Here is an 18,479-nt window from a genome sequence, read left to right on the forward strand (position 1 = left end):
GGCTGCGTCCCCGTAGCCGGTTGCCCCCACGTTTGATCTGACTTAGAAGCGTTCTAAAGTTGTGGGACCGATTTGAACTGCGAACACTGGAGTGGATCATGCAGGGCGACGCAAAAGTCATCGACTATCTCAACAAGGCGCTGCGTCATGAGCTAACTGCGATCAACCAGTACTGGCTGCATTATCGCTTCCTCGACAATTGGGGCCTCCTCGACATGGCCAAGGTCTGGCGCAAGGAGTCCATCGAGGAGATGGAGCACGCCGACAAGCTCACCGCGCGCATCCTGTTTTTCGACGGCTTCCCGAACATGCAGGTGCTCGATCCCCTGCGCATCGGCCAGAACGTCAAGGAGATCATCGAGTGCGATCTCGCCGCCGAAATGAGCGCACGGGCGCTCTACCAGGAAGCAGCGACCTACTGCCACGGCGTCAAGGACTACGTCACGCGCGACCTGTTCGAGAAGCTGATGAGCGACGAGGAGCACCACATCGACTTCCTCGAAACCCAGCTCGACCTGATCGGCCGCATTGGCCTCGAACTCTACACCCAGAGGCACGTCGGCGGGCTCGAGGGCGAGGGGCACTGAGCTCCGCCGCCAATTTCAGCAGCACACCTCAATGTCGTCCCGGCCTTCCGGGACGACATTCTAGTTTGGGCACCAGTTACAGCTGCGTCTTGTATCGCTCTTCTGCGATCTCCTGGCTCCCCGGTTCGCCGAGGCTGGTCTGGTCGTGGACGATGTGACTGATGCTGGGCATGACCCAGCGCTGCACCTTCTCCGGCGACCATAGCCTTGAGCGCATCAGCGTCTTGCAGCAGTGGAAATAGATTACCGTTGATAGCGACGCTCAAGACGCGGCGAACTCGACCATCGAGGCGAGCAGATCTGGATTGGCCTACATGGTGCGCTGCGGCGCGGTTTGCAGCAATTGACGCACCTGCTCGCTGTAGAACTTCGCGTTGCCTGTGGTGCCGTGACCGCGCGTCTCTGTGCTTGCGGGAATGAGATACAGCTTGCCGTGCTTGACCCGCTTCATTGCCGCCTCCGTGAGGCCGGTCTCGGGCGGATTGCGCTCGTCGTCGGCGGAATTGATCAGCAGTAGTGTTGCCTCGATCTGCTCCAGCTTGTCGCCCGCGTTGTAGTCGTGCGAGGACTCCCACTGGTAGACGTAGTCGTTGGCGTCCGCCGTGATCGGCGTCGCCAGCCGCTCGTCGACGATCTTGTCGGCCTTGGCCGCGGTCGGCGCCTGTTGTTGATAGGCGAGCGTCCCGCCGATGCTGGCGATGCCATAGGCCGTGATGGCGTATTTCATCATGCGCGGCTGGCTGGTGTAATTGCCGCCATTGTAGTCGGGATCGTTGCGGATGGTGTCGAGCATGATCCGCCGCATCATCCAGTTGCGCGATGCCATCTCGGTTGGCTGTGAGGCCATCGGCACCAGCGCATCCATGTCCTTGGGATATTTCTCGCCCCACAGCCAGGTCTGCATGCCACCCATGGAGTTACCGATCACGAGCCGCAGATGCTTGACGCCGAGGCCTTCGGTCACGAGGCGATGCTGCGCTTCAACCATGTCGTCGTAATTGTATTTCGGAAAGCTCGTCTTCATCCCATCGGATGGTTTTGACGATTTGCCGTGGCCAATCGCATCGGGAAGGATGATATAGTATTTGGAGGCATCGAGCGGCTGTCCAGCGCCGAACATCTCGCCGGCGAAAGCGGGCGTCAGCATGCTTGCGCCCGAGCCGCCGGTGCCATGCAGCACCAGCACAGGTTGTCCGGTCGGGTCGCCGATGGTGGTGTAATGCAGCTTCAGGTCCGGCATGACCTCGCCGGTGTGGAATTTGAAATCCTTCGCGATCCAGTCGCCTTGCTTCGGCGCCGGGTAATCGGCCGCCATCGCCGGAATCGAGAAGGATACCAAGACCATGGCAAGGAGCGCGCTCGAGATTTTCATGATGTCCTCCCCACTGCGGCCGCCGGCATCCGGGCCGCTTCGCGCTCGATCTTATCAGGGGCGCCCGAGGGATCGAGAGCGGATATGGCGCCGGCCGCCAAAACATTTCGCTGATGGTGCATCGCGCAAGCGGAATATTCCGAAGCCGGCGAGCGAGGCAGCCTAATGCTCCCGGAGCAGACTGAGCGCATACCAGCCCCAGTAGACCCTGTGACGCTTGATCAGTCCCTTGTCGATCTCCATGATCTCGACCAGCTCCATCTGCTCGCCGTCGGGAGCGACGCGCGGATATTCCCAGGTGATGGTCCGGCCGTCGGTGAAGAAGCCCTGCTTGAAGCGCTTTCGCTGCGGCGGATTGGTCTGGAACACGCGCGTAATGAAGATACGCAGATTGTCCCTGCCTTGGACGATCCCAGTGGTCGTCTTCATGAGATGCTGGACCAGCGGGCTTTCGATGGATGCGTCATCGGCATAGAGTGCAAGGGACGCCTCGAGGTCCTTGTTGCCGAGGGCTTCATCCCACAGCCTGCAGATGCGTTCTGCCTCGCTCCGGTCGGCTTCGTTGGTCATTGCTGTACTCCTCTGGATTTGGCGGCATCTCGGGGGCATCGCAAAGAACGCGGCCTCGAGGTTTCACCGAATTCTGAAATGACCGGCTTTGCAACGACTGCGATGATGTGACGGCAGACCCACTCGGAGCGGAAGGTTTTGATGGTCGCCGCCAGACGATCGATACAATCGGGATTTTCGCGACTCACAGATGCCTTGAGCGATCCGGCGCGCGAAGCCATGGTGAGTGCTCTGTTCGGCGGCAAGGCGCTGCCGGCAGGCGAACTGGCACTGTTTGCCGGCGTGTCGCCGCAAAGCGCCAGCGCGCATCTACAGAAGTTGACTGAGGCGCGTCTGCTCTCGGTGTGGCAGCAGGGCCGGTTCCGCTACTACCGGATCGCGGACGATGAGGTCGCAGGCCTGATCGAAAACCTCGTCAATGTCGCGGCCAGGACAGGGCATGCGGAACGCGCGCGAGGCGTGCCGGCGCCGCTCCGTCAGTCGCGGACCTGCTATTGTCATCTCGCCGGCCAGCTCGGCGTGGCGCTGAGGGACGGCTTGGTAGGCAGGAAACTGATCGCGTTGCGCGGTCGCGAGGCGAGCATCACCGACGAGGGGCTCGCCTGGTGTGTCGCGGAGGCGATCGACTTCAAGCCGGGCCGTGATCCTCAGATGCGGCTCTGCAACGATTGGACCGAGCGCGTTCCGCATCTGGCAGGTCCGTTCGCCAATGCGATCCTGAAGCGGCTGATCGCGACGCATGCGCTGGTCCCGCACCGCCTTCCACGCGCGCTTCGTCTTACTCCTAAGGGGCGGGCGTTCTTCGAACGGCTCGGCGCTTCGATTCCGTTCTGAAGCCTGCGCCCGATGACGATGACAGTGGCAGATCCGGCATGTAGCATCCGGCGGCCGCCGATCGTCCTTGAAAAGGATTCCCCTTCAGGAGGAACTTATGTGCCGCAATATCAAAACGCTGTTCAATTTCGAACCACCGGCGACAGAAGATGAGATCCACGCCAGCGCGCTTCAGTTCGTGCGAAAGCTTTCCGGATTCAACAAGCCATCGCAGGTCAACGAGGCGGCATTCGACCGCGCGGTCGCCGAGGTCTCGGAGGCGGCGCGAAAATTGCTGACCTCATTGCACACCCACGCGCCGGCGCGCGATCGGGAGGTCGAGGCGGAGAAGGCGAAGGAACGCTCTCGGCTGCGCTTTGGCTAGAGGTCGGCAAGTCTCGGCCGTGATCTGCCTCACGGAAGCGGCGGCCTTTCACATGCGATGACGTCCGCCGGGGTTTTGACAACCCGGAGCAGGAATATGAACCGCCCCCTTCTTCCGCTGAAAGCAGGTGCCATCGTTTTCACGCTGTTATGGACCGCGTGGATGATGTGGTGGAGCGGCTCGTTTTCGAGCGCGAATGTGGTGATCCTCGCCTTTTGCGGGGCAGCGGTCGGCTATCTCTGGTACCGCGCCATGCGCTGGCAATTCGAGCGCATGGGCATGCTGTCGCGGCGTGAGGACCGGGCCAAGTAGACCAGCTAGTCCTAGTGGCCGTGCTTCTTCTTTTTCTTCTTTTTCTTGCGCTCGTCGCCCTCGGCGTCGTCGCTCTCGTCGCCTTCTTCGGAGGAGGATTCGTCGGGCTCGTGCACGGCGGCTTCGAGGGCCGCGCGTTCGGCGGCCTCCTGCTCGCGCTGGCGGCGGCGTTGGTCCCAAGCATCAAACAGCTGCTCAAGCCACGGCAGCACCTGCTCGATCGACGGCAATTGGCCGGGCGGACCGGGCTCGCCGCGCGGGCCTTGGGGGCCGGCGGGTCCCTGCGGACCGACGGATCCTTGTGGACCAGCAGGGCCCTGTGGTCCAGCTGCTCCCCGCGGGCCGGCTTCGCCTGGCTTGCCCGGCAGGCCTGGTTTGCCCTGCGGGCCAGCCTTTCCGGTCGGCCCCGGTTTTCCCTGCGGTCCCGGCTTGCCACGTGCGCCGTCCGGGCCACGCTTGCCAGGATGACCCTGCGGTCCCGGCCGTCCCGGTTCGCCCTGTCGTCCGCGCGGACCTTGAGGTCCCGGCCGTCCTTGTTCGTCTGCCACGCCGCTGCTCCTTCTGCGCACGCAAAGCTACATAGCGGCGTTTGACGACAGCAGCAATTCCGCCGGAACATCATGTCGGGCTTGATCAACATCAATCGGCGCCAAGGCGCGCCGTGTGATTGATGACGCGCGGCCACAATCCTTGCGGGGAGCGACCGATGCGCGCGGCGTGGAAAGTCTTCTGTCTGTCGGCAATCATCCTCGCAGCGGCGATCGGCCTCGCTCATCTGCTCGTGCCTGATGTCGTGCCGGTCGGCTACGCCGAGGAGCCGCAGGCGTCATGGGCGATCCTGACGGCTTTTGCGCTACGCGCAATCGCGCTGACCGCGGCCTGGGTCGCGATCATCACGTTGTCGGTGCTCGTCGGCGCCAAACTCTATCAGATGATCTTCCGTGCGGACCGCGCCCGGAATGATCGCACCATCATGCGCTAGTCATGATAGGCCGGCACCTCGATGCCGGAAGCCGCGTAGAGCCTGATCTTGTTGCGCAGCGTGCGCACCGAGAGGCCGAGCACGCGCGAGGCACGCGTGCGGTTGCCGTCGCAGCGTGCGAGCGTCTGGAGCACGAGCTCACGCTCGACCTCATCGACGGTCGCACCGATCAGCAGTGGAACGATCTCATTCGGTGCAAGGAACTGCGCGCCCGGCCCGGACGCCGCGACATGAACAGTGGTCATTAACACACTCCCCGATCAACGCCCGCCTCCATCGTTGGAAGCGGATCGAGAACAATCACCCCCAAGCCGTGGATTTACGGTGGGCGGGTTTGGTTAATGAAAGGTTAATTCCGCGCGCTCGCACGAATTCACCTCAGGAATGCCGCCGCGTTGCCGCGATTGGTACGAGATGCCTCGTCAAGCGGGCCTATCTCGCTCACACCGTGCGATATCCACCGTCCACCATCACGATCGTTCCTGTGACGTAAGATGACAGGTCCGAGGCGAGGAAAATCGCGGGGCCCACGATGTCCTCGGGCTTGCCGGTGCGTGCGAGCGGAGTGTGGTCGACGAAGGCCTGCACCAATGCGGGATTGGTGGCGCGCACATTGGCGTTGATGTTGGTTTCGATGAAGCCCGGCCCGATCGCGTTGACGCGCACGCCTTCCTTTCCGAGCTCGACCGCGAGCGCCTTGGTGAAACCGAGCACGCCGTGCTTCGACGTGGTGTAGGCTGCCGAGCTCGGTGTGCGCAGATGCACGAAAGACTGGATCGAGCCGATATTGACGATGCGGCCTTTGCTGGCGCGCAAGGGCGCAAGGAAGGCCTGCGTCATGTTGAAGACGCCGTTGAGGTTGAGCGAGATGATATCGTTCCAATCCTTCGCTACCGTTTCGGTCTCCGCGGTGAAGGCGTTGCGGCGGGTGATACCGGCGTTGTTGACGAGGATCGAGACCTGCCCGATCTTGTCTGCGACCTGCTTGGCCAGCGCGAAGCAGTCCTCGCGCCTGGTGACGTCGAGCGCAAAGCTCTCGGCCCTGCCGCCCGACTTTCGGATCTCCTGGGCGGCCTCCGCGGCCGTGTCGGCGTTGACGTCGAGCAGCACGATTTGCGCGCCCTCGCGGGCATAGCCGGCGGCGATCGCACGACCGATGCCCGAGCCTGCGCCAGTGACGACGGCGATGTGGTTTGCGAGCAATCCCATGGCAATTTCCTCCCGGATTCGTTTCTAAGTTTCATGAAAGGCTAACTCGAAATTAAGGGGTCGGAAACGGCGGCCTTGGCATACTCTTCTTCATTGCTAAACGTTGCGCGCATGATGGAACGACTTGAATCCTGGAAACTGGCGCTCGAGCGCCTGCGGTCGGCCAACCAGGCTGATTGGGCCGAGGCAGGCCGGCTCGTGGCCGAGATCGTCCGAATGAGCACGGATGCCACGTTGCGGCAGGCTGCCGAGCAGGCGCTGCCGGTGCTGCGGCAAGCCGCGGACAACGACGATCACGGCATCACGCTGGCCGCCCGCCGCCGCGTCGGCGTGATCCTCGATGTCGTTCATGATCTGACCGCGCCGCGCTTCGGCCGCCGCAATGCGGCGCCGAAAAAGCTGTCCAGCGAGGATCGCGCCCGCAAGATGCTGGGCCTGCCGCTCGCGGTACAGCTCACCTGCGACGACATCAACCAGGCCTATCGCCGCGCTGCCAAGGGCATGCATCCCGATCAGGGCGGCAGCGCGCAGGCCTTCATCGACCTCTCCGCCGCGCGCGACGTCTTGATTCATCCCGGCGCGCACAAGGACGCCTGACGGCGCTCAGCTCCTGTTCACGCAGCTCGGATAGGGCGCATCTTCGCCCGCGACGATCGGGCAGAGATCGATCGGGCCGAGATCGCGCAGGCGCGCTTGCCAGCGTTCATCGTTGATGGGCGGCTCGTCGCTTTCGGGGCCGCGCTCGGCCCATTGGATGGTGTAATAGTCGGCCGCGCCCTTGACCGTGATCAGCAGCGCGGTCTCGCTGTGCCGCGTCGGGCCGCTGTCGATGCGGCCGCAACCGATCACCGCGACGAAGGCCTCGAAGCGGCCGAATGTCGTCTCGCCGAGAGACTTTGCGGCAAAACTGTCGGGGCAAGCCGACCTGAATCCGCCGGCGATTGTGCTTGCAGAAATCTGCGGCGAGTGACCTGGTGTCAAGGTCATGCCCTTCTCGCCGGTGACCGTAATCATCTGCGTCCAGCGCTCGGGCGTCTCGCCCTTCAGAGCGGCTTCGCGGATGTAATGGCCGCCCTTGGTGTTCTCGAACACCACGGCGAAATTCGACGGCATCGCGAAGCTGACGAGCTGGCCGAAGATCGGCGAGATCACGCGGAAGGATTGCGGGGCCTGCGCTTGCGCCACGGCGGCGAGCAGGAGCGAAGCGGCAAGGGCTGAGGCTGTCGTCACGCGCATCGATCTGCTCCAAATCGGCGAGGTAAAAAAACGACCGGGCAGGGATGCTAGCACCGCATCCTTGCCCGGCCCTGTCGTCCGCCGATCGAATTCTTACCAGCTGCAGTGACCGGCCTTCAGCGCGTGATCCTTCAGCGCGAGCGCGTCGAGGAAGGTTGGCACGGAGGCGCTGGCACGATGGTATCCGGCCGGCCACGGCGTGGTCGGGATGCTCTCGTCCCAGATCTGGCACACGCCGCTGTCGTGCCAGCGGATCAGGTGATAGCCGGCCTCGGCCGGGCTTGCGGCGGCGAAGGCGGCAGCGGCAAGACCGGCGGCAGCGCAGAGCATGGAAATACGACGCATGGATCAGCTCCTCAAATTGAAAGATGTGATGCACCTCCCGGCAATGCGGGGAGGAGGGTGCGGGACGCTTCTGGGCGTGCGCCCCGGACAAGGGATGAGTAGTTCCATGCGCCGATCAGGTTCAAAGCGTGCCTGCGGGCCGCGGCAAAAGAAAAAGGCGGGCTGCTCGCGCAGGCCCGCCCTCAGGCATTGGATCGAACTGATAGCTCAGAGCGTGCAGCGATGCTCGGCGCGCATCTTGATCTGCAGGTCGGAGGCCTGCGTGAAAGTCGGGAGCGGCTTGCTGACGACCTTGTAGGTCGACACGCCCCACTGGAACGGCTTGTACTTCAGGTCCTCGTTCCAGACCTGGCAGATACCGGTGTTGTCCCAGCGGATCACGTAATAGCCGACCTTCGCGGAGGCGGGCGCGGCGAAGACGGAACTGGCGATGCCGGCAACGGCACAAAGGGCGAGAACGCGACGCATGAAATATCTCCTTGTGGGGAAGGGTGAGCCGAAAATTCGTGCGGTAAAAACAGCCCCTTTGCAAGCCGTGGGGCCGGCTTTCACGGACATGTCAGGCCGACGCGGCCACTTGGTTCGGCTGCGTGCCCCCCAGGCCACACACGTTCACCTCGCCAGCGACGCAACCGCCTCGATCTCGATCAGCATCTTCGGATCGGGCAGCGCGTGCACCACGCAGGTGGTGCGTGCAGGGTAGGGCGGCGGGCCGAACGCGCCGGCATAGAGCGCGTTCATCGCGGCGACATCGCTGGCGCGCGTCAAGAGCACATTGACCTTGACGAGGTCGCGCGTCGTGGCGCCGGCCTCGTCGAGCACGCGCCTGATGTTGGCGAGGACATTGGCGAACTGGGCCTCGAAGCCGTCAGGCAGCATGCCGTTGGCGTCGAAGCCGGGAATGCCGGAGACGAACAGCAGGTCGCCGACGCGGGTGGCAAAGGACAGCGGCGGCGCCTTGACGTGCGGCGGCGGCGCGAAATGCTGGATCGGCATGGGAGCCTCGATGCTGATGGAGCCTGCAGGCAGCGTAGCGATGCGCAAGGTCCGCTCCAACATAAATCGCGAAAACAACCCCATGCACAGTCGAAATCATTGGCAGACTTGAATTCGGGAAGGCAGAAATTCGGGTTGACCCGTCGGGCAAAACGGGAGCATCACGATGGGGTGTGCGGGTGCGTGCACCCGTGAACATCAAGCCGGGCGATGACAGTTGAATGCGGTGAGGCGCCTCACGTCTCGTACCGCGATCATGTTGCCGCCGCGTTCGATCGGATAGATTGCGGCGTCTGATTCGCCTTCCCTCCCTTGAAAAATGGCCCCGGAGACGTCCCATGAAGATTGCTTCCACCTTGCGCGCCGCGCTCGTCGCCATTGCCGCGCTGGCCGGCCTCTCGACCGCGGCGCAGGCCGACAGCGGCACCGTGGTGCTGACGATCTACAAGGCGGGCTGGATCATCGGCGGCTCGGGTGGCTCGGGCGTTCTGAACTTCCGCGGCCGCTCTTATGCGCTCGCGACCGGCGGGCTCGATTACGGCCTCGTCTTCGGCGGCTCCAAGACCGTGCTGCGCGGCCGCGTCTCCAACATCTTCAGGCCCTCCGACGTCGCCGGCGTCTATGGCGCCGCCGGTGCCGGCCTCGCCGTCGGCCGCGGCGCCCGCGCCATCGTGCTGACCAACCAGAAGGGCGCGGTGCTGGAGCTGTCGGGCTACCAGACCGGCCTGATGGCGAATGCCGATCTCTCCGGGCTCGCGATCACGATGCAGTAGGACACATTGCTGTAGGATGGGTTAGCGTCACGACGGTGCGAAGCGCGGTCGCGATGCGTAACCCACCTCTTTGGTTTCCGCAGTGCCAGAAGTGGTGGGTTACGTCCCGCGGTCTGCGCTTCGCGCATCCGCAGGACTAACCCACCCTACCAGACTGCTTGGCCGTGTCGTCAGTCGTGCTCGCCCGCGCGCGTTTTCCCGAGCGGATCATCAGGAACGATCCTGACGTGCCGGGCAGCCGCCAGCGCCCGTCGATCTCGGTCGCCTCTCCATTCATGATGCCGTCGTACTGGACGACGTCGAAGCCGTAGCCCGGCGGCTCGTAGCGCTTGACGAAGGACACGACGCTGCCGGCGCGATGGCCCGTGATCGAGGCGTTGTGGGTGCGCACCGGGCAGCGCGGATTGGAGCAGGGCTCGGTGACGCTGCCACTCAGCGCGCCGCCGGCCTCGATCAGCGTCGCCGTGAACGTGACCATTCCGGTGCCGGGTTGGATGTAAGTGCCGTCCCAGACACCGGAGAGATCGTCGCTCATGGCAGCGGCTTCCTCGACATGTGCGCCGGTTGAGGTCCGGCTCCTTGACGTCTTGAGTTCCACTCAAAGTCGTATCGCTGCCATGACGCCCTTGCAATAGTCCGCGTGCGACGTCGATCGGTATCAACCGTTTGGTGGAGGGCTGCCGGCCTGATCGGCAGGATGGCGTACCCCATCCTGCCGAACGGCTCGGGCCCGAAAAATCCCGTGCCGCTGTCGGAATGACGTAGCCGGCCTCGTCCTTGGGATTGCGCCTTGCAATCGCGCGCCCGCGCCGAGATGAAAGGAAATCCCGATATGACCTCCATCACGCCGTTTCTCTGGTTCGATAACAACGTCCCCGAAGCCGTCGCGTTCTACAAATCGGTGTTCCCGAACGCGAAAGTCGGGACGGTCAACGACTTCATGGCGGTGTTCGAGCTCGAAGGGCAGCGCTTCCACGCGCTCAACGGCGGACCGCAACACCGCTTCAACGAGGCGGTGTCCTTCTTCATCAGCGTCGAGACGCAGGAGGAGGTCGATTATTTTTGGGGAGCGCTCACCGCCGGTGGCGGCGCAGAGTCCCGCTGCGGCTGGCTCAAGGACAAGTTTGGCGTGTCCTGGCAGGTGGTGCCGACGGCGCTCGGCCGCTATCTCGGCGATGCTGACAGGACGAAGGCGAACCGCGTCATGCAGGCGATGATGGGAATGAAGAAGATCGTGATTGCGGATCTGGATAGGGCGTATGCGGGGTGAGGAGCTGACGGTCCCGTGGATCACGGTGCCGTAGGGTGGGCAAAGGCCGCGCCCTTCGCGCACCGTGCCCACGTCATGCTGGATTCGGAGAGAGATCGTGGGCACGGCGCTTTGCGCCTGCCGCCCTACGAGGCGAGCGTTCCGCATCGCCAATTCGCGTGAGGTCGCTATACTGCCAGCCTCAAGCGAATGGTGATCTCATGGCAAGAGCATTGGACGGCAAGGTCGCGGCCGTGACCGGGGCCGCGTCGGGCATCGGGCTGGCGAGCAGTGAAGCGATGCTGGGTGCGGGCGCGCGCGTGGTGATGGTCGACCGCGACGAGGCCGCGCTGACGGCGCTCCGTGACAAGCACGGCGACGCCGTGATCCCGCTGGTGGTCGATCTCCTCGATCCCAAAGATTGCGCAACGCTGCTGCCGCGCGTCCTGGACAAGGCGGGCCGGCTCGACATCCTGCATGCGAATGCGGGCAGCTATGTCGGCGGCGACCTGGTCGATGCCGACACGACGGCCATCGACCGGATGCTGAACCTGAACGTCAACGTCGTGATGAAGAACGTGCACGACGTGCTGCCGCACATGATCGCGCGCGGGAGCGGCGACATCATCGTCACGAGCTCGCTGGCGGCGCATTTTCCGACACCATGGGAGCCGGTCTACGCGTCGTCGAAATGGGCGATCAACTGCTTCGTCCAGACGGTGCGGCGCCAGGTCTTCAGGCACGGCATTCGCGTCGGCTCGATCTCGCCCGGCCCTGTCGTCACCGCGCTGCTCGCGGACTGGCCGCCCGAGAAGCTGCAGGAAGCGAGGGATTCGGGCAGCCTGCTGGAGGCCAGCGAAGTCGCTGAAGTGGTGATGTTCATGCTGACCCGCCCGCGCGGCATGACCATCCGCGACGTGGTGATGATGCCGACGAATTTCGATCTGTAGGCATGCTGTCGTAGGGTCGGCAAAGCCAAGCGTGCCCACGATCCCTTTCCATAACGGAGGCACGGCGCTGACGCGCCTTTGCCCGCCCTACGGCACTGTGCCTAGCCGCTTGATGCCGCCGTGAATACCGCGAGCTGCGCATCGAACGCGCGGCGAAATGCCGGGCGTGCTTCGCCGCGGGCGACGTAGGACGACAAGGTCGGATAGCCCTCGAGGATACGCGATGCATTCAGCCGGCGCAGCGCCGTCACCATCAGGAGATCGCCGGCGCTGAAGGCGCCGTCGAGCCAGTCGGCGCCGCCGAGGTGGCGGGACAATTCGTCGAGCCTGTTACCGAGGCGATTCCTCAGGATCGGCAGCCGCGCCTCATACCAGCTCTCGCCGCGTTCGAGCAGCGTCGCCATGCCGAGCTCGACGATCGGCGGCTCGATCGTGTTGAGTGAGGCAAACATCCAGGCGATCGCGCGACACCTCGCATTCGCGTCCTTCGGCAGCAGCCCGTCATGGCGCTCGGCGATATGGAACACGATCGCGCCGGTCTCGAACAGCGCGAGATCGCCGTCCTCATAGGTCGGGATCTGCCCGAACGGATGCAGCGCCAGATGCGGCGGCTGCTTCATGGCCGCGAACGAGAGCAGGCGAACGTCGTAGGGTTGGCCGACCTCCTCCAGCGCCCAGCGCACCCGCATGTCCCGCGCCTGTCCCCGGCCGCGGTCGGGGGAGCTTTCGAAGGCGGTGATGGTGGGCATGGTGGGCTCCGGGGTGGAAGTAACTCTGCACCTAGGACGAACGAGCGGAGCGAATTCCGACAGTGCCGTAGGGTGGGTTAGCCGAAGGCGTAACCCACCACTTCTCCCGCCGCGGAAGCCAAAGTGGTGGGTCACGCTACGCTAACCCACCCTACGAACCCATCCACCTCGCCAGTTCCCGCCACGGCTCTAACGTCCAATGCCCGGACGCAGCACCGGATGGCGATGGCAGCACGAAAATCTCCGGCAAGCTCTCATCACGCGCCTGCCGCCCCAGCGAAATCGCAGCTGACGGCCGGCCATAAAACAAGCTCGCCGCCTTCTTGCTCGTGAGCGCAATCGTCCGCGGCCGGTATTTTTCGATCTTGGCCCTGAAGCCCGGCACGTCGATTGTTGCAGCCGCGATCTGGTGATCCATCCCAGCGTCAGACTTGGAGAGATCGGTGAAGCCGATCCCGAGCTCCATCAGGGCCGCGAACTCTTCAGGCTGATAGCGCCGCGGCGTGATCCCGGCCTCATGGATCGCGCGCCAGAAGCGGTTGCCGGGATGGGCGTAGTAATGCCCGAGCTCGGCCGACCGCGTCGAGGCGGCGGTGCCGACGAAGACGAGGCGGAGGTTTTCGCGGAGCTGGTCGGGGAGGCGGTGGGTTTCAAGCAAGTCAATCGTCTCTCTGGCTACGCTCACTCGTCCGTCTTGCGAACTTCGCGGCCGTGCCATATCCGCGTAATCAGAATGTCCCGCGCTTGCGCCAACACGGCATACCGCACGATGTAGCCGGAGGCGCCAAAGCGAACCACGATCTGGCGAAGCTCGGCATCTTCGGTCTGCATGCCAAGATTGGGAAACTCTTCCAACCGTTCGATCGCCCGCCAGATCGATGCGAGCGCGCGTTGCGCGGCCGCCGGGCTGTGTTGATCGAGAAACCGACGCAATCGTTCGACGTCCTCGACGGCGTCGGGCGAAAGCAGGATCATCCGATCCTGCGCGCCACCGGCCGCGGCAGTTCCTTCGGCGACCCCCAGCTCGCGACCCAGTCCTTCACCTCGTCGAGCGGCACGGCGGCGCGGCTCTTGCGGAAGTCATCCAGCCGCCGGCGATCCTCGGCGATGTCGGGGCCGGCGATATCGACCACGGAATCGAGCAGAGCCACGGCTTCGGCGAGGACGGCGGCAACATCCTGCCCGCGCTCGTCCGCCATCTCGCGCAAACGCGCGTCCGTGTCGGCGTCGATCTCCAGCGTGCGGCGGACGATGTTCATGTCATCAGGATAGGCGCGGAGGAGGATTTTGTCGAGGCGCCCGATTTGGAGAGATCGGTGCAGCCGATCCCGAGCGCGATGTAAACTCGCCCGGCTGATAGCGCCGCGGCGTGATCCCGGCCTCATGGATCACGCGCCAGAACCGGCTGCTGGGATGCGCGTAGTAATGCCCGAGCTTAGCCGAGCGCGTCGAGGCGGCGGTGCCAACGAAGACGAGGCGGAGGTTTTCGCGGAGCTGGTCGGGGAGGCGGTGGAGCACAACAGGAGACAAATGGTGTCCGTGGGATAGATGCTGAAACGAGACCTATTGTTTGGGAAGACTGGACAGCAGCATCTCTAAGACTTCAATCGTCCCCTGATCAGGCGCTCCTCGGAAGTCTTTGACCTGAGCTAAAGCTTTTTCCGCGACCTGTCGCAGGTGAGCTTTCTGTTCGATTGTATTGCTGACATTCGCGGCGTTCTGCAGAGCTAACGAAGCATGATATAGGAGAAACGGCTGCTGCTCGACTTCAAAGCGTGCTGCCAACCAATCGAGGTCTGCCACGCTTGGCACCATTTGCATCATCGCGATAGCAGCAAGCCGGCTTCCCGGCGATCCAGAACCTTTGTACACGTCGATAAATCCCTTCGCGCTGGGTGCAAGAGATCGCATTTTTACTACGACTCGAGTCATTGCTCGTGTCCGTTCGACTCCGGATGGTAGGGCGAGCCTTAGCGAATCGTACTCCAGGCAGAGTCTATCGAGTTCGTGAGCCAGATCGTCTTGACCAATCCCCTTCGCTTGTACCGAAATTCGTGTGGCAGCTTCGATTTGCCCCGGCGTTATCTTGTTGCCCTTGTCTTTGTCTGTTTCCGCGTCTGCGATGCGATCGAGTTCAAGGGCGACGCCTGAAATCGTCGCTTTCCTCACTCTGTCCAGGAGCAAAGGAAGCGTTCCTAGTGTGGCTTTCAGTTCACTGCGGAAGAATGAGACGATTGCCAAGATTGTCACGGGCCAAGCAAAAGCCCCAATAAAAGCAGCAATAGCTTTTAGAAGTTTGGAATAGTCTTCCATGACAGACCAAAGGTGTTCTGAAATTCGTTGGAGAGTACTCTACCAAAGGTAGCGAAAAATTTCGAGAGATAAACAAGAAAGGCCGGGCTTTTTGCCCGGCCTTGTTCAACGAATGCCGGGGAAAGCCCGGGCAATACGAGCAAAGCGCTCACAGCACCCGATTACTCTCCTTCACCTTCTCCGCATCCAGATAAACGCTTGATCCCATCTCCTTGAACTTCGCGCTCATCCTGGCCATGCCGTCTTCGGCCGTGCCCTGCATCGACATGCCCACCGAGTTCGGATCATTCAGCGTCGCCGCGTAATCCCGCACGTCCTGCGTGATCTTCATCGAGCAGAACTTTGGGCCGCACATCGAGCAGAAATGGGCGACCTTGTGGGCTTCCTTGGGCAGGGTCTCGTCGTGGAAGCTCTTTGCGGTGTCCGGATCGAGGCCGAGGTTGAACTGGTCGGTCCAGCGGAATTCGAACCGCGCGCGGGAGAGGGCGTCGTCGCGCAACTGCGCGGCGGGGTGGCCCTTGGCGAGGTCGGCGGCGTGGGCGGCGATCTTGTAGGTGATGACGCCGGTCTTGACGTCGTTACGGTCGGGCAGGCCTAAGTGCTCCTTCGGCGTGACGTAGCAGAGCATTGCGCAGCCGAACCAGCCGATCATGGCCGCGCCGATGCCCGAGGTGATGTGGTCATAACCCGGCGCGATGTCGGTGGTCAGCGGTCCAAGCGTGTAGAACGGCGCCTCGCCGCATTCCTTGAGCTGCTTGTCCATGTTGATCTTGATCTTGTGCATCGGCACGTGGCCGGGGCCTTCGATCATGACCTGGCAGCCCTTGTCCCACGCGATCTTCGTCAGCTCGCCGAGCGTTTCGAGTTCGGCAAATTGTGCGCGGTCGTTGGCGTCCGCGATCGAGCCTGGACGCAGGCCGTCGCCGAGCGAGAACGAGACGTCATACTTGCGCATGAGGTCGCAGATCTCGTCGAAATGCGTGTAGAGGAAGCTCTCCTTGTGATGCGCCAGGCACCACTTCGCCATGATCGAGCCGCCGCGCGAGACGATGCCAGTGACGCGGTTTGCGGTGAGGTGGATGTATTGCAGGCGCACGCCGGCGTGGATGGTGAAATAGTCGACGCCCTGCTCGCACTGCTCGATCAGCGTGTCCTTGTAGAGCTCCCAGGTCAGCTTGACGGGATCGCCGTTGCACTTCTCCAGCGCCTGGTAGATCGGCACCGTGCCGATCGGCACCGGCGCGTTGCGCAAAATCCATTCGCGGGTGGTGTGGATGTTGCGGCCCGTGGAGAGGTCCATCACGGTGTCGGCGCCCCAGCGGATCGCCCACACCATCTTCTCGACCTCTTCCTCGACCGAGGAGGTCACTGCCGAGTTGCCGATATTGGCGTTGATCTTGGTCAGGAAGTTGCGGCCGATGATCATCGGCTCGAGCTCGGAGTGGTTGATGTTCGACGGGATGATGGCGCGGCCACGCGCGATCTCGTCGCGGACGAACTCCGGCGTGATGAAGGCGGGCACCGAGGCGCCAAAACTTTCGCCGTCGGCAAGGGCTGCTTCCGCACGCTCGAGCTGTGCCTTTCGGCCAAGATTCTCGCGCTCCGCGACGTAGATCATCTCCTTGGTGATGATGCCGGCGCGGGCGAACTCAAGCTGCGTGATCTTGTGGCCGTCGAGGCCGCGCAGCGGCTTGTGATAGGCCGAGAAGGCGCGCGCGGCGTTATCGGTGGAGACGCTGCCGTTGTCCTCCGGCTTGATCTGCCGGCCCTCATATTCCTCGACGCCGCCGCGCTCCAGCACCCATTGCTTGCGGTTGCGCGGGAGGCCGGCGTTGACGTCGATGGTCACGGACGGATCGGTGTAGGGGCCCGAGGTGTCGTAGACCGGCAGGTTCGGTTCGCCCGCGCCTTCGGAGAGGATGATCTCACGCAGCGGCACGCGGATGTCCGGCGCGGCGTCGGGGCACGCGAAGATCTTTCGCGAGGAGGGAAGGGGGCCGGTGGTGACGGCGGGGACGGTCTTGTCGGGGTTGGAGCGGATGTTCATGGAATCCTCCGGTTTAATTCTGCTGTGCGTGCGTTTGAGCGACGGCGGTGAATTCTTGCTCCGTCATTGCGAGCGCAGCGAAGCAATCCAGAATCTCTCTGCGGAGGCAGTCTGGATTGCTTCGTCGCAAGGGCTCCCCGCAATGACGAGTGGTGAGAGCGGGACATGCATCATGCAACCTCCGCTGTCTGGCCGAGCCATTGCCGCACGCGGGCATCCGGGTCGGCGTTTTGGGTAACATCGGAAACCACCGCGATCGAATCCGCGCCCGCGGCAAAGATCTCCGCGGCGTGCTCGAACTTGATGCCGCCGATTGCGACCAGCGGGATGTTGCCGATGCGCTTCTTCCATTCCGTGATCTTCGGAATGCCCTGCGGTTCGAAGCGCATCGATTTCAGCGTGGTGAAGAAGATCGGACCGAGCGCGACGTAATCGGGCATGGCTTTGAGCGCGGTTTCGAGCTCTGCATCATCATGGGTGGAGATGCCGAGGAGCAGGCCCGCCTCGCGGATCGCCTTCAGGTCCGCCTCCGCCAGATCCTCCTGGCCGAGATGCAGATACTTCGCGCCGGCGACGATCGCGGCGCGCCAATAGTCGTTCACGATCAGCTTGGCTTGCGTGTCCTTGGTGATCGCCAGCGCGTCGGTGACGATCTGGAGCGCCTCGGCGTCGTTCAGCTCTTTCGCGCGCAGCTGGATGGTGCCGACGCCGAGCTTGGTCAGGCGTTCGACCCATTGGAGGCTGTCGACGACGGGATAGAAGTGATCAGGAAACGGCATGCCAGAACGGGGTCCCAACGACAGGGGTGGAGGGGGAGGCGAAGTCGCGGGCGTTCATCAGCCCGGCCTCGTATGCAGTGCGGCCGGCCTCACAGCCGAGGCGGAAGGCGTTAGCCATCGCGACCGGATCGGCAGCCTTGGCGATCGCGGTGTTGAGCAGCACGGCGTCATAGCCGAGTTCGAGCGCTTCGGCGGCATGCGAGGGCGCGCCCAGGCCGGCGTCGACCACCAGCGTGATGTCGGGCAGCCGCTCGCGCAAGAGCTTCAGTGCGTCGCGGTTGATGATGCCCTTCGCGCTGCCGATCGGCGCGGCCCACGGCATCACCACCTTGCAGCCGGCATCGACCAGGCGGTTCGCGACCGAGAGGTCTTCGGTGCAATAGGGGAACACCTCAAAGCCGTCCTTGATCAGGACGGTGGCGGCTTCGACCAGGCCGACCACGTCGGGCTGCAGCGTGTCGTTGTCGGCGATGACCTCGAGCTTGATCCAGGACGTGCCGAACAATTCGCGCGCGAGCTTGGCCGTGGTCACGGCCTCGCGCATGCTGCGGCAACCCGCGGTGTTCGGCAGCACCGATACGTCGAGCTCGCGGATCAGCTTCCAGAATGCGTCCCCGGTCTTGCCGCCGGCGGATTCGCGCCGCAGCGACACGGTGACGATGTTCGCGCCGGAGGCGCGGATCGCCGCCTGCATGATCGCGGGCGATGGATAGAGCGCGCTGCCGATCAGGAGGCGGGAGGAAAAGGTCTTGCCGTAGAAGGTCACCATGTTGGAGGTGTCTCCTGAGTTGGCCCTGTCATCCCCGCGAAAG

28 protein-coding genes and 1 pseudogene are annotated in these 18,479 nt (G+C 63.5%); 9 read left to right on the plus strand and 20 right to left on the minus strand.

What is annotated here, in order from left to right:
- Positions 1 to 98 precede the first annotated feature (98 nt).
- Entirely contained in the window at positions 99 to 587 is a 489-nt protein-coding gene (gene bfr, locus XH88_RS15905) for a bacterioferritin (RefSeq protein WP_271669241.1), read from the plus strand.
- Positions 588 to 663: 76 nt separating this feature from the next.
- On the opposite strand, the gene XH88_RS15910 is transcribed toward bfr, so the two are convergent.
- From XH88_RS15910 to XH88_RS15920, 3 genes are all read right to left on the minus strand, one after another.
- Positions 664 to 804, minus strand: a complete 141-nt coding sequence (locus XH88_RS15910) for a hypothetical protein (protein ID WP_271669242.1) — start codon at positions 802 to 804, stop codon at positions 664 to 666.
- Between the two features lie 93 nt (positions 805 to 897).
- The gene (locus tag XH88_RS15915) at positions 898 to 1,959 is read right to left on the minus strand and encodes an alpha/beta fold hydrolase (RefSeq protein WP_271669243.1); all 1,062 of its coding nucleotides are present in this window, start codon (positions 1,957 to 1,959) and stop codon (positions 898 to 900) included.
- A gap of 162 nt (positions 1,960 to 2,121) precedes the next feature.
- Positions 2,122 to 2,529 (minus strand): nuclear transport factor 2 family protein, encoded by a 408-nt coding sequence (locus XH88_RS15920; RefSeq protein WP_271669244.1) that lies wholly within the window; start codon positions 2,527 to 2,529, stop codon positions 2,122 to 2,124.
- A 141-nt stretch (positions 2,530 to 2,670) separates the two neighbouring features.
- On the opposite strand from XH88_RS15920, the gene XH88_RS15925 reads away from it, so the two are divergent.
- The 3 genes from XH88_RS15925 (at position 2,671) to XH88_RS15935 (ending at position 4,039) form a co-directional block, all read left to right on the plus strand.
- Positions 2,671 to 3,363, plus strand: a complete 693-nt coding sequence (locus XH88_RS15925) for an ArsR/SmtB family transcription factor (RefSeq protein ID WP_271669245.1) — start codon at positions 2,671 to 2,673, stop codon at positions 3,361 to 3,363.
- A 97-nt stretch (positions 3,364 to 3,460) separates the two neighbouring features.
- Positions 3,461 to 3,727 carry a DUF2277 domain-containing protein gene (locus tag XH88_RS15930; RefSeq protein ID WP_271669246.1) on the plus strand — a complete coding sequence of 89 codons (267 nt, stop codon included), beginning with the start codon at positions 3,461 to 3,463 and terminating at the stop codon, positions 3,725 to 3,727.
- Between the two features lie 96 nt (positions 3,728 to 3,823).
- Positions 3,824 to 4,039: a hypothetical protein gene (locus XH88_RS15935; protein ID WP_271669247.1), complete on the plus strand. Its 216-nt coding sequence runs from the start codon at positions 3,824 to 3,826 to the stop codon at positions 4,037 to 4,039.
- Positions 4,040 to 4,050: 11 nt separating this feature from the next.
- Here XH88_RS15935 and XH88_RS15940 read toward each other — a convergent pair whose 3' ends face one another.
- Complete coding sequence (locus tag XH88_RS15940; protein ID WP_271669248.1) at positions 4,051 to 4,587, minus strand: collagen-like protein; 537 nt, start codon at positions 4,585 to 4,587, stop codon at positions 4,051 to 4,053.
- A 158-nt stretch (positions 4,588 to 4,745) separates the two neighbouring features.
- On the opposite strand from XH88_RS15940, the gene XH88_RS15945 reads away from it, so the two are divergent.
- On the plus strand, positions 4,746 to 5,021 hold the full coding sequence (locus XH88_RS15945) for a hypothetical protein (RefSeq protein WP_271669249.1): 276 nt from the start codon (positions 4,746 to 4,748) through the stop codon (positions 5,019 to 5,021).
- Here XH88_RS15945 and XH88_RS15950 read toward each other — a convergent pair.
- Entirely contained in the window at positions 5,018 to 5,266 is a 249-nt protein-coding gene (locus tag XH88_RS15950) for a helix-turn-helix domain-containing protein (RefSeq protein WP_271669250.1), read from the minus strand. The genes XH88_RS15945 and XH88_RS15950 overlap by 4 nt on opposite strands.
- Before the next feature lie 196 nt (positions 5,267 to 5,462).
- On the minus strand, positions 5,463 to 6,230 hold the full coding sequence (locus XH88_RS15955; RefSeq protein ID WP_271669251.1) for an SDR family NAD(P)-dependent oxidoreductase: 768 nt from the start codon (positions 6,228 to 6,230) through the stop codon (positions 5,463 to 5,465).
- 111 nt (positions 6,231 to 6,341) lie between these two features.
- Here XH88_RS15955 and XH88_RS15960 point away from each other — a divergent pair, with 111 nt between their 5' ends.
- Positions 6,342 to 6,827 (plus strand): J domain-containing protein, encoded by a 486-nt coding sequence (locus tag XH88_RS15960; protein WP_271669252.1) that lies wholly within the window; start codon positions 6,342 to 6,344, stop codon positions 6,825 to 6,827.
- Between the two features lie 6 nt (positions 6,828 to 6,833).
- Here XH88_RS15960 and XH88_RS15965 read toward each other — a convergent pair whose 3' ends face one another.
- From XH88_RS15965 to XH88_RS15980, 4 genes are all read right to left on the minus strand, one after another.
- Entirely contained in the window at positions 6,834 to 7,466 is a 633-nt protein-coding gene (locus XH88_RS15965; RefSeq protein ID WP_271669253.1) for a hypothetical protein, read from the minus strand.
- Between the two features lie 93 nt (positions 7,467 to 7,559).
- The gene (locus XH88_RS15970) at positions 7,560 to 7,811 is read right to left on the minus strand and encodes a hypothetical protein (RefSeq protein WP_271669254.1); all 252 of its coding nucleotides are present in this window, start codon (positions 7,809 to 7,811) and stop codon (positions 7,560 to 7,562) included.
- A gap of 207 nt (positions 7,812 to 8,018) precedes the next feature.
- Complete coding sequence (locus XH88_RS15975; RefSeq protein ID WP_271669255.1) at positions 8,019 to 8,279, minus strand: hypothetical protein; 261 nt, start codon at positions 8,277 to 8,279, stop codon at positions 8,019 to 8,021.
- A gap of 144 nt (positions 8,280 to 8,423) precedes the next feature.
- Entirely contained in the window at positions 8,424 to 8,807 is a 384-nt protein-coding gene (locus XH88_RS15980) for a RidA family protein (RefSeq protein ID WP_271670360.1), read from the minus strand.
- Positions 8,808 to 9,145: 338 nt separating this feature from the next.
- Between XH88_RS15980 and XH88_RS15985 the strand changes: the two genes are divergently transcribed.
- A complete protein-coding gene (locus XH88_RS15985) occupies positions 9,146 to 9,580 on the plus strand; it encodes a hypothetical protein (RefSeq protein ID WP_271669256.1) in 435 nt (144 codons plus the stop codon).
- Positions 9,581 to 9,716: 136 nt separating this feature from the next.
- Here the strand turns inward: XH88_RS15985 and XH88_RS15990 are convergent, their stop codons facing one another.
- Entirely contained in the window at positions 9,717 to 10,115 is a 399-nt protein-coding gene (locus XH88_RS15990) for a hypothetical protein (RefSeq protein ID WP_271669257.1), read from the minus strand.
- A gap of 297 nt (positions 10,116 to 10,412) precedes the next feature.
- Between XH88_RS15990 and XH88_RS15995 the strand changes: the two genes are divergently transcribed.
- On the plus strand, positions 10,413 to 10,850 hold the full coding sequence (locus XH88_RS15995; protein WP_271669258.1) for a VOC family protein: 438 nt from the start codon (positions 10,413 to 10,415) through the stop codon (positions 10,848 to 10,850).
- 200 nt (positions 10,851 to 11,050) lie between these two features.
- Positions 11,051 to 11,779: an SDR family oxidoreductase gene (locus tag XH88_RS16000; RefSeq protein WP_271669259.1), complete on the plus strand. Its 729-nt coding sequence runs from the start codon at positions 11,051 to 11,053 to the stop codon at positions 11,777 to 11,779.
- 101 nt (positions 11,780 to 11,880) lie between these two features.
- Here XH88_RS16000 and XH88_RS16005 read toward each other — a convergent pair whose 3' ends face one another.
- The 9 genes and pseudogenes from XH88_RS16005 to XH88_RS16045 all read right to left on the minus strand — a co-directional run bounded on the left by XH88_RS16005 (position 11,881) and on the right by XH88_RS16045 (position 18,436).
- On the minus strand, positions 11,881 to 12,528 hold the full coding sequence (locus tag XH88_RS16005) for a glutathione S-transferase family protein (protein WP_271669260.1): 648 nt from the start codon (positions 12,526 to 12,528) through the stop codon (positions 11,881 to 11,883).
- A gap of 151 nt (positions 12,529 to 12,679) precedes the next feature.
- The gene (locus XH88_RS16010) at positions 12,680 to 13,186 is read right to left on the minus strand and encodes a mismatch-specific DNA-glycosylase (RefSeq protein ID WP_271669261.1); all 507 of its coding nucleotides are present in this window, start codon (positions 13,184 to 13,186) and stop codon (positions 12,680 to 12,682) included.
- A 23-nt stretch (positions 13,187 to 13,209) separates the two neighbouring features.
- Positions 13,210 to 13,503: a type II toxin-antitoxin system RelE/ParE family toxin gene (locus XH88_RS16015; protein ID WP_271669262.1), complete on the minus strand. Its 294-nt coding sequence runs from the start codon at positions 13,501 to 13,503 to the stop codon at positions 13,210 to 13,212.
- Positions 13,500 to 13,787: a hypothetical protein gene (locus XH88_RS16020; RefSeq protein WP_271669263.1), complete on the minus strand. Its 288-nt coding sequence runs from the start codon at positions 13,785 to 13,787 to the stop codon at positions 13,500 to 13,502. The genes XH88_RS16015 and XH88_RS16020 overlap by 4 nt, the downstream gene beginning before the upstream one ends.
- Positions 13,788 to 13,822: 35 nt before the next feature.
- Positions 13,823 to 14,058: pseudogene (locus XH88_RS16025) on the minus strand (uracil-DNA glycosylase family protein); the annotation flags it as partial.
- A gap of 33 nt (positions 14,059 to 14,091) precedes the next feature.
- On the minus strand, positions 14,092 to 14,841 hold the full coding sequence (locus XH88_RS16030) for a hypothetical protein (protein WP_271669264.1): 750 nt from the start codon (positions 14,839 to 14,841) through the stop codon (positions 14,092 to 14,094).
- Between the two features lie 148 nt (positions 14,842 to 14,989).
- A complete protein-coding gene (gene thiC / locus XH88_RS16035) occupies positions 14,990 to 16,888 on the minus strand; it encodes a phosphomethylpyrimidine synthase ThiC (protein WP_271669265.1) in 1,899 nt (632 codons plus the stop codon).
- Positions 16,889 to 17,058: 170 nt separating this feature from the next.
- Positions 17,059 to 17,667 carry a thiamine phosphate synthase gene (locus XH88_RS16040; protein WP_271669266.1) on the minus strand — a complete coding sequence of 203 codons (609 nt, stop codon included), beginning with the start codon at positions 17,665 to 17,667 and terminating at the stop codon, positions 17,059 to 17,061.
- Positions 17,654 to 18,436: a thiazole synthase gene (locus XH88_RS16045; RefSeq protein ID WP_271669267.1), complete on the minus strand. Its 783-nt coding sequence runs from the start codon at positions 18,434 to 18,436 to the stop codon at positions 17,654 to 17,656. Before XH88_RS16045 ends, XH88_RS16040 begins: the two co-directional genes overlap by 14 nt.
- Positions 18,437 to 18,479 lie beyond the last annotated feature (43 nt).

This window comes from Bradyrhizobium sp. CCBAU 51627 (assembly GCF_028128765.1).
GTDB lineage: Bacteria > Pseudomonadota > Alphaproteobacteria > Rhizobiales > Xanthobacteraceae > Bradyrhizobium.